This window comes from Naasia aerilata (genome assembly GCF_030296595.1).
Lineage (GTDB): Bacteria > Actinomycetota > Actinomycetes > Actinomycetales > Microbacteriaceae > Naasia > Naasia aerilata.
In genome coordinates this window covers 1,653,001-1,666,752 of the sequence record NZ_AP027731.1, presented here as the reverse complement: position 1 = coordinate 1,666,752, position 13,752 = coordinate 1,653,001, and the positions used below count along the sequence as shown (strand labels likewise).

At 71.4% G+C, this 13,752-nt stretch carries 11 protein-coding genes and 2 pseudogenes; 8 read left to right on the top strand and 5 right to left on the bottom strand.

Annotation, left to right across the window (positions count from 1 at the left end; genetic code table 11):
- Positions 1-57: 57 nt before the first annotated feature.
- From QUE51_RS08910 to QUE51_RS08900, 4 genes and pseudogenes are all read left to right on the top strand, one after another.
- A complete protein-coding gene (locus tag QUE51_RS08910) occupies positions 58-714 on the top strand; it encodes a hypothetical protein (protein ID WP_286279166.1) in 657 nt (218 codons plus the stop codon).
- A pseudogene (locus tag QUE51_RS18005) lies at positions 711-2,510 on the top strand (LamG-like jellyroll fold domain-containing protein); the annotation flags it as partial. The gene QUE51_RS08910 and the pseudogene QUE51_RS18005, both read left to right, overlap by 4 nt.
- A 521-nt stretch (positions 2,511-3,031) precedes the next feature.
- Positions 3,032-3,373: pseudogene (locus QUE51_RS18000) on the top strand (hypothetical protein); the annotation flags it as partial.
- Between the two features lie 9 nt (positions 3,374-3,382).
- The gene (locus QUE51_RS08900; protein WP_286279165.1) at positions 3,383-4,348 is read left to right on the top strand and encodes a PKD domain-containing protein; all 966 of its coding nucleotides are present in this window, start codon (positions 3,383-3,385) and stop codon (positions 4,346-4,348) included.
- A 118-nt stretch (positions 4,349-4,466) separates the two neighbouring features.
- Here the strand turns inward: QUE51_RS08900 and QUE51_RS08895 are convergent, their stop codons facing one another.
- From QUE51_RS08895 to QUE51_RS08880, 4 genes are all read right to left on the bottom strand, one after another.
- Complete coding sequence (locus tag QUE51_RS08895) at positions 4,467-5,606, bottom strand: glycosyltransferase family 4 protein (protein WP_286279163.1); 1,140 nt, start codon at positions 5,604-5,606, stop codon at positions 4,467-4,469.
- Positions 5,599-5,811, bottom strand: a complete 213-nt coding sequence (locus QUE51_RS08890; RefSeq protein ID WP_286279161.1) for a hypothetical protein — start codon at positions 5,809-5,811, stop codon at positions 5,599-5,601. The genes QUE51_RS08895 and QUE51_RS08890 overlap by 8 nt, the downstream gene beginning before the upstream one ends.
- A gap of 37 nt (positions 5,812-5,848) precedes the next feature.
- Positions 5,849-6,352, bottom strand: a complete 504-nt coding sequence (locus QUE51_RS08885) for a CDP-alcohol phosphatidyltransferase family protein (RefSeq protein WP_286279159.1) — start codon at positions 6,350-6,352, stop codon at positions 5,849-5,851.
- A 118-nt stretch (positions 6,353-6,470) separates the two neighbouring features.
- Complete coding sequence (locus tag QUE51_RS08880) at positions 6,471-7,937, bottom strand: tyrosine-protein kinase domain-containing protein (RefSeq protein WP_286279158.1); 1,467 nt, start codon at positions 7,935-7,937, stop codon at positions 6,471-6,473.
- Between the two features lie 165 nt (positions 7,938-8,102).
- Here QUE51_RS08880 and QUE51_RS08875 point away from each other — a divergent pair, with 165 nt between their 5' ends.
- Positions 8,103-8,690 (top strand): arsenate reductase/protein-tyrosine-phosphatase family protein, encoded by a 588-nt coding sequence (locus QUE51_RS08875; RefSeq protein ID WP_286279156.1) that lies wholly within the window; start codon positions 8,103-8,105, stop codon positions 8,688-8,690.
- Between the two features lie 30 nt (positions 8,691-8,720).
- Here QUE51_RS08875 and QUE51_RS08870 read toward each other — a convergent pair whose 3' ends face one another.
- On the bottom strand, positions 8,721-9,980 hold the full coding sequence (locus QUE51_RS08870) for a hypothetical protein (RefSeq protein WP_286279155.1): 1,260 nt from the start codon (positions 9,978-9,980) through the stop codon (positions 8,721-8,723).
- Between the two features lie 179 nt (positions 9,981-10,159).
- Between QUE51_RS08870 and QUE51_RS08865 the strand changes: the two genes are divergently transcribed.
- The 3 genes from QUE51_RS08865 (at position 10,160) to QUE51_RS08855 (ending at position 13,499) form a co-directional block, all read left to right on the top strand.
- Positions 10,160-12,649, top strand: a complete 2,490-nt coding sequence (locus tag QUE51_RS08865; RefSeq protein WP_286279154.1) for an oligosaccharide flippase family protein — start codon at positions 10,160-10,162, stop codon at positions 12,647-12,649.
- 218 nt (positions 12,650-12,867) lie between these two features.
- The gene (locus QUE51_RS08860; RefSeq protein ID WP_286279153.1) at positions 12,868-13,068 is read left to right on the top strand and encodes a CopG family transcriptional regulator; all 201 of its coding nucleotides are present in this window, start codon (positions 12,868-12,870) and stop codon (positions 13,066-13,068) included.
- Positions 13,069-13,070: 2 nt separating this feature from the next.
- Positions 13,071-13,499, top strand: coding sequence for a type II toxin-antitoxin system death-on-curing family toxin (locus tag QUE51_RS08855; RefSeq protein ID WP_286279152.1), 429 nt, complete (start codon positions 13,071-13,073; stop codon positions 13,497-13,499).
- The last annotated feature ends 253 nt before the right edge of the window (positions 13,500-13,752 follow it).

Below are 13,752 nucleotides of genomic sequence, written 5' to 3'. Positions count from 1 at the left end.
GCTCGGTGCCGTCATCTCCTCCGGTGCCGCCTTCGCGGACACCGCGCCCCCGCGGGCGTGCCGGAGACGGTATCGACCGACCCGCTGCCCACCGTCCAGATCGACGGCGTGGTGTGGTCGCAGGTGATCGCCGGCAACACCGTCTATGCGGGCGGCAACTTCACGACCGCGCGCCCCGCCGGCTCCCCTGCGGGCGTCAACACGGTGCCGCGATCGAACCTCCTCGCCTACAACCTGACGACCGGCGAGCTGATCACCGGATTCGCTCCGACCCTCAACGGCGAGGTCAAGTCGCTCGCGGTGTCGCCGGACGGCACTCGCGTCTACGCTGCCGGGTCCTTCACCCAGGTCAACGGGCTGACGCGCAACCGCGTCGTCGCCTTCGACGTCGCCTCGGGCGCCGTCGTCGCCGGCTTCGCCCCTCCGCCAACGCCGTCGTCGACGCCGTCCGGGCCACGAACTCCACCGTCTACATCGGCGGCAACTTCACCGCCGTCAGCGGCTCCACGCGCACCCGCGTGGCCGCGCTCAACGCGAGCACGGGCGCCGTGCTGCCCTTCACCGCGACCGCGGAGGGCGGCCACGTCCTCGGCATCGCGATCTCCCCCGACGCCGGCAAGGTCGTCCTCGGCGGCTCCTTCACGACCCTCAACGGCTCCGGCAACCCCGGCTACGGCCTCGGAGCGGTCAACGCCAGCACCGGCACGTCCATGACCTGGAACGCGAACAGCAAGGTGCGCAACGCGGGCGTGAACTCCGCGATCTACAGCCTCACCTCGGACTCCACGGGCGTCTACGGCACCGGCTACGTCTACGGCGCGGGCGGCAACGAGGAGGGCGCGTTCCGCGCCGACTGGACCAACGGCGACCTCGTCTGGGCGGACAGCTGCCTCGGTGACACCTATTCGCTGGGCCTCACCGCCAACGTGGCCTACATCGCGGGCCACCACCATGACTGCTCGACCAACAACGGCGGCTTCCCGCAGACGTCCCCCGACTGGACGTACCAGCGCGGCATGGCCTGGGCGAAGAACCCGTCCGGCGCGGTAAGCACCGGCACCAAGTGGGCGGGCACCCCCGCACCCACCGTGCTGGACTGGTGGCCCTCGTTCGACACCGGGACCTTCACCGGCCAGGGCCAGGGACCGTGGAGCGTCGCCGCGAACGAGACCTATGTGGTCTACGCCGGCGAGTTCACCAAGGTGAACAGCACCGACCAGCAGGGCATCGTCCGCTTCGCGACCAAGGCGGTCGCTCCGAACGACGACGGCCCGCGCCTGAGCGGCACGAACTTCATCCCGAACCTCGTCTCGGCGTCCTCGGGCTCCGTGCGCATCAACTGGCGTGCGAACTACGACCGTGACAACGCGTCGCTGACCTACGACCTCATCCGGGACGGCAACAACGCGGCGCCGATCTACTCGGTCACGCAGACGTCGCACAACTGGTACGACCGGCCGTCCATGACCTTCCTGGACAGCGGCGTCGCGCCGGGCAGCACCCACAGCTACCGGCTGCGCGTGACCGACCCGTTCGGCAATGTGTCGTGGGGTGACCCCGCCACCACGACGGTCGCCACCAGCGGAACCGTGAGCAGCTACGCGAACGCGGTCCTCGCCGACCGCCCCGCGTCCTTCTGGCGCCTCGGCGAGTCCTCGGGCACCGCGGTCACCGACTGGGCGGGCACCAACAACGCGGTCGCCGGCACCGGAGTGACGCGGTCCCAGGCGGGCGCCATCACGGGCGACACCAACACCGCGGTCCGGACCTCCGGCTCCTCGCCCAACGGCATGATCGCGACCTCGACGTCCGTCCTGCCCCCGAGCACGCTCTCGGTCGAGGCCTGGTTCAAGACGAACACGACCGCGGGCGGCAAGATCGTCGGCTTCGGCAACATGGCCACCGGCAACTCGACGAACAACTACGACCGCGACATCACGATGAACTCGAACGGTCAGCTGGTCTTCGGCGTGCGCTCCGGCGCCACGACGGTCTCGGTCACGACGACCGCGCGCTACAACAACAACGGGTGGCACCACGCGGTCGGCACGGTCGGCAGCAACGGGCTGCAGATCTTCGTCGACGGCGTCCGGGTCGCCCAGCGCACCGGCACCAACACGGCGGCCTGGACCTACCCGGGCTTCTGGCGGATCGGCGGCGACACCACCGCGTCGGGCGTGAAGTACTTCAACGGCACGGTGGATGAGGTGGCGGTCTACGACCGGCAGCTCGACGCCGCGACGGTGAAGAGCCACTACGACCTCGGCACGAGCGGCGCGGCGATCAACGTCGCTCCCACCGCGTCCTTCACCGCCAAGACCGCCAACCTGGACGTGACGGTCGACGGCTCAGGGTCCACCGACTCGGACGGCACGATCGCGTCCTACGCGTGGAGCTTCGGAGACGGCGGCACGGCCACCGGCGCGACCGCGACCCACAGCTACGCGACGGCCGGGACCTACACGGTCACCCTCACGGTGACGGACAACGGCGGCGCCACGGCGACCCGCACCGCGACCGTCAGCCCGACCGATCCCCCTGTCGCCGGCGCCGTGCTGGCACAGGACGGCTTCGGCCGGACGGCCACGAACGGACTTGGCACCGCGGAGACCGGCGGCCTGTGGTCCGTCGTGAGCCCGGCGTCCGCGTACTCTGTCGCATCGGGCGCCGCGCAGGTCCTCACGCCGGCCGGCTCCACCCGCACGGCCTACCTCGGCACGGTCAACGCCACCGACAACGAGGCCCAGGCGACCGTGGCGTTCTCCGTGCGACCCACGTCCGGCAGCGCCTACGCGTCCGTCCAGGCCCGGCGAGTCGGCAGCGCCTTCTACCAGGCCCGCGTCGTCGTCGCCTCGTCCGGCGCCGTCCAGCTGCAGCTCCAGCAGAGCAGCACCACGCTGCGGACCGTCTCGGTCTCCGGCCTGACCTACGCGGCGGGCGACAGCCTCCGGGTTCGGGTCCAGGCGATCGGCACGTCCCCGACCACCCTGCAGGCCAAGGTCTGGAAGGTCGGCACCACCGAGCCCACGGCATGGACGGCCACGACGACCGACTCCACCGCCGCGCTGCAGGCCGCCGGTTCGGTCGGCATCTCGAGCTACCTGAGCGCGAGCGCCTCCCCGGCCTCGTACACCGTGAGCTTCGACGACTTCTGGGCCGGCGTCGTCTCGGCGACGCCTCCGCCGCCCGCGAACGCCGCGCCCACCGCGTCCTTCACGTCCGCGACGAACGGGCTCGGCGTGAGCGTCGACGGGTCGGCCTCCGCCGACAGCGACGGCACGATCGCCGCGTACTCCTGGAACTGGGAGACAACACCGCCGCCGGATCCGGGGCCACCGCGACGCACACCTACGCCGCCGGCACCTACACGATCACCCTCACGGTGACCGACGACAAGGGCGCCACCGGCACCACCACCCGGTCGGTGACGGTCGCTGATGCCCCGCCGCCCGCCAACGCCGCCCCCACCGCGTCCTTCACGGCCGCGACGAACGGGCTGGACGTGAGCGTCGACGGATCCGGCTCCGCCGACACCGACGGCACGATCGCCGCGTACTCCTGGAACTGGGGCGACAACAGCGCCGCCGGATCCGGGGCGACCGCGACGCACACCTACGCCGCGGGCACCTACACGATCACCCTCACGGTGACCGACGACAAGGGCGCCACCGGCACCACCACCCAGTCGGTCACCGTCGGGACGGTCACGCCGCCTCCGGCCACCCCCATCGCCGCGGACGACTTCAACCGGGCGCTCACCGGCACCTGGGGTACCGCCACCACGGGTGGCGCCTGGACCTCGAGCAGCAGCACCAACCCCGGGTACTACTCGGTGGACGGGGCCGGCAAGCTGACCACGTCGGCCCCCAGCCAGGCCGCCGAGGTATACCTGCGCGGCGTCACGAGCACCCGCTCCGAGGTCACCGCGGTGATCCGGCCGGGCGCCGTCCCGACCGGCGGAACCGTCTACGCCGCCGTGATCGGCCGCCGCGTGAGCAGCACCGACTACCGCGCGCGCATCCAGCTGAACACGACCGGCGCCGTCGGCGTCCAGTTCCAGGCCGCGGGCACGACGATCGGCGGCACGACGGCCATCAGCGGACTCACCTTCGCGGCCGGCGATGCCCTGCAGGTCCGCTTCCAGGTGGTCGGCACGTCGCCGACGACGCTCAACGTGAAGGTGTGGAAGGTGGGCACGCCCGAGCCCGCCGCGTGGCAGAAGACGATCACCGACACGACGGCGGCCCTGCAGACGGCCGGCTCGTTCGGCCTCGGCATCTACAGCAGCGCGACCAACACGCCGTACACCCTGGCGTACGACGACTACGCGGTCACCACGGTCCCGTAACGCCGACCGCAACCGCGGGTGAAGCCGCCATCATGCCCCTGTCGTTCAGGGGCGGGATGGCGGCTTCACCCGCGCTGCGTCGTCGCGGGAAGGCGCGGGCTTCGCGCCTGCGGTGCGGTCAGCGGGCGCGGTCGGCCGGGCGCACCGCGGGCGCCTCAGCGCCGAGGAGCTCCGTCCACACGCCGCCGAACTCGGCGGCGAAGCGCTGCGGGGAGTACCGCTCCTCGTAGACCTCACGGGCCCGGCGGCCCTTCTCGGTCACTGCTGCCCGATCAACCGATTCGAGCACGGTCCGGAGCGCGGCCGCGTCCCGCAGCGGGAAGCGCCACCCGGTCGAGGAGTCGACGATGTCGGCCAGGCCTCCGCCGTCGCTGGCGATGACGGGTCGGGCCCGGCAGAAGGCCTCGATCGCCACCAGGCCGAAAGGCTCCGGCCGGTCGCTCGGCACGATCATGACGTCCGCGGCGTCGAGGTACGGGTGGACCGAGTCGACCTCGCCGACGACGCGCACGGAGTCGCCGAGCTCCAGATCGCGGATGAGCTCCCGGACGTCGACGGACTCGCCCAGCGGCGGGATCCCGCCCAGCACGGTCAGCCGGCCGGGGGTCGCACCCGAGCTCCAGGCCCTCAGCAGCGTCTCGTAGCCCTTCCACGCATTCCAGCGACTCGCCACCAGGAACTCGAGGGGCCCCGTCGCGGTAGACCGGTCGACCCACGGGGAGGACGAGTCCGGCACGGCGTTCTCGATGACCCGTGACCGCCGTCGGAGCGATGCCGGGAGGGCCTCCTGCACCGGACGCGAGATACAGACCGCCTGCCGCACCGGTCCCGCGAGAGCGGCGAGGATGCGGCCCTCGACTCCGGTCCAGATCTCCTGGACGTGCAGGAGCATCGCCCGGATCCCCGCCAGCCAGGCGACGGGCGCGGCGAGGAGCATCGCGGACGTCGCGATGTAGAGGACATCGGGGCGAGCCTGTCGGAGGGCGCTGCGCAGCCGCACGAGGCGCGGAACCAGGCTCAGGAGCCCGCGCGGCGTCAGGTACCGCCTCCGCAGGACGGGAACCGGCTGGACGCTCCATTCGACCCCGAGGGCCGTCAGGGCGGCCGGGAGCCCTTCGGCGACGAACGGCACGTCGTCGGGCAGCCACACCTCCACGTGGCAGTCCTCGGGGAGCGTCGCGAGCACGGCGAGCAGCATCCGGTCCGAGCCGTAGAGCTCGATGGATGAGTGCAGGACGAGCACGCGGCGCTCAGGCACTGCCGAGCCGCTTCATCTCGCGGAACCAGCGGAAGAACGCCACCGGCAGCACGAGCAGGTTCGCGAGGAACAGGAGGGAGTAGAACCCGACGAACAGGGGCATCCACGCCATCAGCACGAAGCTGAGCAGGAGCAGGCCGTAGTCGAACGGCAGGACGGCGAGCGAGTAGAGGACGCTGGTCCTGCCCTCGCGCTTGAGGATCATGGCGGAGGACCCCTGTGCAGCCGGCGCAGGAAGTCGCTCAGGACGAGGCCGAAGAACCGGCCGTTGTCGACGATGAGGTAGCCGAGCGGCACGAGCAGCCATGCAGCGTCGAGGTCGGTGAAGCGGAACCACGACAGCAGCACCGCGATGTGGATGGAGGTGGTCTTGATCGCGTCGACGACGTGGTCGAGCCACTCCCCGCGAGCGAGCCGCCACCTCGCAGGCGCGCCACCTGCCCGTCCGCCGAGTCGAGCGCGTAGCCGACCAGCAGCAGCAGCGTCACGCCCACGCCGAGGCCGAGGCTCGGCGGAACGGTCGCGAGCAGGACGATGCCGGCGAAGGTGAAGACCGCACTGATCGCCGTCACCTGGTTGGGTCGCAGGCCCGCAGTGGCGGCCACCGCGGCGAGGACGCGGCCGAGCGGCCGGTTCACGAAGCGGGAGTACGCCGCGGCGCCCTTCGACGACTTCTGCGAGCTGCGGAGCCGCTCGAGCGCCACGGGCACGGTCAAGCGGGAGGTGTCGTCGGCCAGATCGGTCATGAGCTCGTGCTTCCTGTGTTCTCAGCTTCTCCGGGCCGCCGGAGCGGCGCGGTGCCCCGCGGGATGCGGGACACTCGCGCCGGCTCGGCGACCGGACGGGCGCAGGGCCCGGTCACGGTCAGGAGGCGGCGGAGCCGCCACCGACCTCCGCGAAGTTCGAGCCCGCCGACTGCTGCGAGGATGCCCCACCGCGGAAGAAGGAGGTCGGCGGCTGCGCCGAGGCCGGGAGCGCCGCGGTGTCGCCGCGCTCGATCTGGTCGTAGCCGTAGGTGGAGGCGTTGCCGTGCGGCACGCCGTTGAGGACGATGCCGAGGACGACCGCGTTCACGAAGGTGAGCGCGTCCACCGCCTCGACGAGCTGCTTGCTGCGGGTGACCTTCGACCGGGCGACCAGGAGAGCGCCGTCGGTGAGGTTCGCGATGGTGAGGGCGTCCGGCACGGCGAGGACCGGCGGAGTGTCCACGACCACGAAGTCGTAGCGGGTGCGGAGCTCCGCGAACAGCCGGCCCATCGACTCCGAGGTGACGAGCTGCGTCACGTTCGGCGGGGTCGTGCCCGAGGGCAGGACGTCGAAGGTGCCGACGCGCTGAATGGCGTCATCCGCGCTCACGCCGCCCAGCAGGACGTTCGTGAGGCCGACGGCTCCCTCGATGTTGACGTAGCCGGCGAGCGCCGGGCGGCGCAGGTCCGCGTCGACGACGAGCACCCGGTGCCCGCGCTCGGCGATGGCCGCTGCCAGGTTGAGCGCGGTCGTCGTCTTGCCGTCGCCCGCGAGGGCCGACGTCACCGAGATCGCGCGGACGCGGTTGTCGATGCCCGCGAACTCGAGGTTGGTGCAGAGGCGGCGGTAGTCCTCGGCGGCTGCGCTGTTCGGCTCCGCGAGGAACATCAGGTGCGGCAGATCGGAGCTGCGGCGGCGCTCCACGGAGCCGAGGTACGGCACGGTGTCGGCGGCGGCGCGGACGTCGTCCTCGGTGCGGAGGCGGGTGTCGAACAGGTCCCGGCCGATCGCGTAGAGGATGCCGAGCAGCAGGCCGATGCCGAGTCCGGCGAGGATCAGCAGGAGGTAGCGGGGCGAGTACGGCGCCGACGGCGGGGCCGCCGGGGCGACCGGGCTGAGCGTGACCGCGGGGGTCGCGTCGGTGGCCGTCGGGGCGAGCGACGTCACGACGGTCGACAGCGATTCGGTGACCGCGTTGGCGAGGTCGGCCGCGCCCTGTGCGGTGCCGGCGCTCGCGGTGACCTCGATGATCACGGTGTTGAGGCGGATCTGCGTGGTGATGTGGTTCGCGAGTGCGCCGGGCGTCGTGTCCAGCTGAAGCTTCTCGATGACCGGTTGGAGGACCGCGGGAAGGGTCGCGAGCTCGGCGTAGGACTCGACGGCGGCGAGAGTGTAGGAGGAGCCCTGAAGGAGCTCGGTCGTGGTCTCACCGCGCTGGGTGGACACGAAGACGCTGCTGGTGGCCTGGTAGAGGACCGGCTGGGTAGCGGAGTAGAGGCCCGCGAGCAGCCCGCCGAGCACCGTCAGGGCGGTGAGGACGAGCCAATGCTTGCGCAGGGCCGTGAAATAACGGCGAGTATCCACGGGTGGGTTTCCTTCGGGTGGTCGGGGATTCCATGCTAGAACCGGGCATCCCAACATGCCGCCCCCAGATAGGGGCACGATCCTAACAGCACATCCCCTGGTGGCGCCCTTTTTTGCGGGTACGATGTTCCCACCCGAAACCCTCCCCGACTCGAACGGGGTCCCATGCCACGCATCCTCGTCGTCTGCACGGCGAACGTCTGCCGCTCCGCCTATGCGGGCATGCTCCTCGCCCATCGCCTCGCCGTGCGAGTCGGCGAGCCCTGGGTGGTGACGAGCGCGGGGACCCTCGCCGTCGCCGGCCAGTCGGTCTGTCCCGTCGTGCTCGAGCGCATGGAGCGGGAGCAGCTGAAGGACGAGGCACTCGTGCACGAGTCCCGGCGGCTCGATCACGACATGGTGCGGCGGGCGGACCTCATCCTCACCGCGGACACCTCGCACCGCAGCAGCGTCGCCCGGCTGGACGCGCAGGCCACGCGCCGCACGTTCACGATGCTGGAGGCGGTGAAGCTCGGCGCGCTCCTGCCGGCTCCCGTGGGGGCGGGCCGCAGCGCGGGGCCGCTGTCCGACCTGGTCGGCGAGCTGCACTCCGCGCGCCCGCGCCTCGTGCTGCCCCCGAGCCATCGCCGGCACCGCAGCCCGCTCGACATCGAGGACGGTCACAACATCTCGGGCATCGCGCACTCGTCGGCGCTCCGGCAGGTGCACGACACCGTGGACCGGCTCGTCGAGCTCCTCGCCGTCGCCTCCTGAGCGGCGTGTGCGCAGCTCAGGGCCGCGGGGTCAGCGCGCGGCGGCGATGGCCGGTGCTGTGAGCGCTCCGTCGCGTCCCGCGCTCCCACGGTATTTCGCCGCGAGGCCGAGGCCGAGCGCGAGCGCGAGGACCGGAGCCGACGTGTAGAGCGGGTTGAAGAACAGGTTCCAGAGGCTCTGGGTCGCCACGAACATGACGACGCCGCCGACGGTGCGGTCCGCGACGCCCCTGCCCACGACGTGCAGCAGCAGCACGAGGGAGAGGGCGGCGAAGGCGATGCCCGCCCAGCCGAAGTAGGCCCACAGATCGCCGAGCATCGAGTGCAGCTCGAACTTCTGCCCGAAGAGGAAGTTCTCGACGTACCCGTTGTTCGGGTCGTAGTTGATCTGGTGCATGCCGGTCTTCGCGACCTGCACGTCGTTGGAGTTCGCGAGGGCGCCGGCGCCGAAGCCGAGAGGCCGGAACAGGAACAGCGCGACGGTGGCCGCGGCCTCGGGGCGTCCGCCCAGGAGCACGTTGCCCGCCCGGTCCTGCTGCTCGACCGTGCGGGCCTGCGCCTCCTCGCCGAGCACGCCGTTCGCGATGAGCTGGCTGCTCGCCACGAAGACGACGATGGCGATGACGGCGAAGGTGAAGAGGACGCGCGCCGCGGAGCCCTTGCGGCCGGGCAGCAGCGGGATGAGCTGCCATCCGACGAGGACGGCGGCGAGCAGGAACTGGCCGAAGTAGGCGCGGGAGTCGAAGGCGAGCGATGCGGCGGCGAGGACGAGCAGCGCGATGACCTGAAGCGAGCGCTTCCCCGTCCACTCGGCGAGCGCCAGCAGGACCACGGCGAGCGGGACCGCGAGGGCGAACTTCCACGGGTTCACCAGGAAGCTCTCCTCACGGGTGAGCGCCGAGATGAGCATGCCAACGCCGTAGACGAGGGCGAGCGCCCAGATCGGCAGGAAGTCGCGCGCCCAGAAGATGACGCCCACCGCCGCGACCGTGCCGACCAGCAGCAGGGTGTTCGAGATGAGGTTGTTCTGGGTGACGATGTGGTCGAGGGAGGCGACGTCGGTGAGCCAGAGCGAGAAGATCAGGCCGAGCAGACCGAGCACGGCGATCCAGAGCCCGCCCGCGTAGCGGCGGAACGCCGGGAGCCAGAGCGGGATGAGCGCGAGGCTCGCGAGGTGCCCGAAGGTGATGCCCTGGCCGAGGAACTGGCGCGAGGACAGGAGCAGGATCGCGGCGAGCGCGACGAAGCGGGCGAGAACCAGCCAGGGGCCCGTGAGGGGCGCGGGAGTCACTTCACGGCGCGGGCCGGTGAGTACGGCCCTGCGCTCCTGAAGCCGGGTGGCTTGTCCGGACACGATGTGCCTTTCGGGGTTCGGGTAGGCAATCACTGTACCGGCCAGGCCTTCTATCGGTATGCCCCCTATAGTTGGGGGCCGATCCGCCCCGCGCGCCGGAGTTAGGTTAGGGCCTTGTGACGACCACCACCCCGAGCCTCGGCGACTCCGCCGCCCGCGGGACCGGCGTCACCCTGCTGGGCCAGGCCGTGCGTGTCCTGCTTCAGTTCGCGTCGACGGTCATCCTCGCGCGCCTGCTCACGCCCGAGGACTTCGGTCTCATCGCCATGGTGGCCGCAGTGATCGGCATCTCCGAGCTGATCAGGGACTTCGGCCTCTCGAGCGCCGCCATCCAGGCGAAGAACGTCACCGACGACGAGCGGACCAACCTCTTCTGGGTCAACACCGGGCTCGGGGTCCTCTCGAGCGTCGTCGTGATCCTGATCAGCCCCCTGATCGTGCTGCTCTACGGCGAGCCGCGGCTCGTTCCGATCGTGGCCGCGATGTCCACCACGTTCGTCTTCAGCGGCATCAACACCCAGTTCAAGGCGGATCTCACCCGCTCGCTTCGCTTCGGGCTCCTGACCGGCATCGAGACCGCCGGCGTCGTCGGCGGCTTCGTGCTCGGCATCACCGGCGCCATCCTCGGCTGGTCCTACTGGGCGATCGTCGTGCAGCAGGTGTCGACCGTCGCGATCGCATGCCTCCTCAACGTGGCGGCTTCCCGATGGAAGCCCGGCCTGCCGAAGCGGTCGGTGTCCATCCGGCGCTTCGTGAAGTTCGGCCTCGGCGTGCTCGGCACCCAGACCATCTCCTATGTCACGAAGAACGTCGACAACGTCGCGATCGGCGCGGTCTGGGGCGCCTCTCCGCTCGGCCTCTACGACCGGGCGTATCAGCTGCTCATGACGCCGCTCAACCAGATCAACGCACCGATGACGCGCGTGGCGCTCCCCATCCTGTCCCGCGTGCACGAGCAGCGGGACGTGTTCGCGCGCTACCTGCAGCGGTCCCAGCTGGTCGGCGCCTACCTGACCGCGACGGTCTTCGCGGTCGCGGCCGGCCTGTCCGTGCCGCTCGTGCTCGTGCTGTTCGGACCCAAGTGGACGGGCGTCGCCCCGATCTTCGCCGCCCTCGCCGTGGGCGGCATGCTCCGGGCCATCGCCCAGATCTCCTACTGGATCTACCTCGCCACCGGCCGGACCGGGGCGCAACTGCGGATGTTCCTCGCGGTCCGCCCCTTCATGATCCTCATCATCCTGGCCGGGCTCCCGTGGGGTCCGTTCGGCGTCGCGATCGGCTCGACCGTCGCCTACGCGCTGCATTGGGTCGTCTCCCTCTGGCGCGTGGGCGTCGTGACGGGCGTCGACACGAGGCCGCTGTTCGCCAACGCGATCCGCACGATCGTCACCATCAGCATCCCGTGCGGCGTGCTGGCCTGGCTCGGGACGCTGATCCCCGCGCCCTCGATCGTGCAGCTGCTCGCCGGGCTCGGCTTCGCCCTCGTCTACGTCGTGCTCGCGGCGCTGCTCCTCCCCTTCGTGCGCGCCGACGTCGAGGTCGTCCTCTCCTTCGCCCGCCGGATGGTGGGCCGCCGCTCGGGCCGCAAGGGCATCACCTGGGAGCGGGAGCAGAAGCGCACGTTCGCCGAGCTTCTCCAGCAGGCGGCGCCGCACCTCCGCGAGGGGCGCTGGTCGCTGCCCACCGTGAGCTCCGCCTTCCACACCGGGCGCGAGGGGCGGCTCGCCTCCCAGGGCGCCGCCGCCCGCCGTCGCCCGCCCCGGAACGCGAAGGAGCGGATCGTCCGCCGCCGCACCGAGCTGGCCGGTCCCCGCACCATCACGGTTCCCGGCGGCGACCCCCGTGGCGGAGCCGTCGAGGCGCTCCTGACCAAGGACCGCGGCCTCGTGCTCTTCGACCGCACCGGCGGATCCGTCACGCACGTGCGCCGCGCCCCGTTCCCCGCCGGCTACGAAGAGCACCGTGAGGCCCTCTCGCAGGTCCTCCCCAACCCGTCGTGGTCCCTCACCGAGGACCGCACCGTGCTCCGCGAGGGCCTGGCCTCGGGCGTCGAGTTCTCTCGGGCGCCCCTCGACCTGCGGGTGGCGACCGTGCACGGGGTCGTCCGCGCGTACACCGCGCTCGCCCGGTCCGCGCGCTCCGGCGACGCGCGTGCGGCGGTCGACGCGGCGCTGACGCGCGCAGCCGAATCCCGGGAGGGCGCGCCGAAGGCGATCGTCGCCGAGGTGGAGGCGCTCGCGCCCCAGCTGCGGGCCGCCGCCTCCGCGTGGCCGCTCGTCCTCAGCCACGGCGACCTCACCGGGCTCAACCTCCTCGTCGCCGAGGACGGCGGCTGGAGCGCCATCGACTTCGAGGACGCGGGACTCCGTCCCTACTTCTACGACCCCTACGTGCTGCTCCTCCGCGATGCCGAGCTGCTCGCCGCCCTGCGGACCGGGGAGTTCGACGAGGACTTCGCCGCGCTCGGCGCGGCCGCGGGCGCTCCCGCCGGAGACCACGAGCTCCTCCTCCGCGCCGCGGCGCTCCTCGCCGCCGAGCACCACGCGCGCACGCACGGCGGACGCTTCTGGTTCAGCCTCGGCCGCAGCTGGCCGCCCGCGGCCTGACGCCGCTCTCGCCACCGTCCACTATCCGCATCGTTTCGGACCATCCGCATCGGTCTCCGGTTGCGGATAGTCCGAAGGAATGCGGTGGGATGCCGCGAATCGCGTCCCCGTGTCGGCGGACACGACCTGCCCCCGAAGTGGGGCCGCGCCCCGGCCGGCGCGACGGCCCCGCCTCCGAAGCGGCGCCAACGCTCAGTCTTACCCTGAGGCTTGTGGCCATGACCCTGCGACTGAGCGAAGAGCGCGAGCGCACGCTCGAGCAGCTCGCGGAGACGCTGCGCATCAGCAAGAACTCGGCTGCGGCGGAGGCGATCATCCTGGCCGCGCCGCGGCCCAACCACGAGCAGTTCGTCGCGGACTCGATGGCCCGTCAGCTGTCCCGCTACGCTGACCTGATGACTCGCCTGGCCAACGCATAGCGGTGTCTGCCGGTCTTCCGGCCGACGCTCCCTCCTATGAGTATCTGAGCGTCGACGACGTCGTCCAGATCATCGAGATCTTCACCGAAGCGCCCCTTCGGGAGTCGGTCCGCGACATGGGCCTGCTCATCTCCGCCGTGGACCGTCCCGCCATGCGCTACGGCGGCCGCGACGTGTACCCGAACCTGCCCGCGAAGGCCGCCGTGCTCATGGAGAGCCTCGCCCGCAACAATGCGCTCTTCGACGGCAACAAGAGGCTCGCCTGGCTCGCCACCAACGTGTTCCTGGAGCTGAACCGGGCGGCGATGCAGTTCAGCGACAACGAGACCTTCAGCCTCCTGCGCGAGGTGGCGCAGGGCTACATCTCCACCCAGGAGCTGGCGCAGCGGATCGGCCAGCGCCTCGGCCCCTGGCCGCCGGTCGCCCCCTGACGCCGCGATACCGCCGGATCCCTCCTGCTTCGTCGGGTCCTCCCCCGCCCAGTCGGCCGTCCGCCCCTTAGCTCGGCAGGCAGGAACCGACTCCAGCAGGCCTGAAACCGCCGATCCGGCCTGCTGAGGCGGGCTCTGGCCTGCTGAGCGAGCGAGGGCGTTCGGACCCTGTCCCTCAACAGGCAGTTCTGCCGTCAACAGGCAGGAGCGGTGGCCTCCGCCCTGTTGACGGGATCTCTGCCTGTTGAGGGAA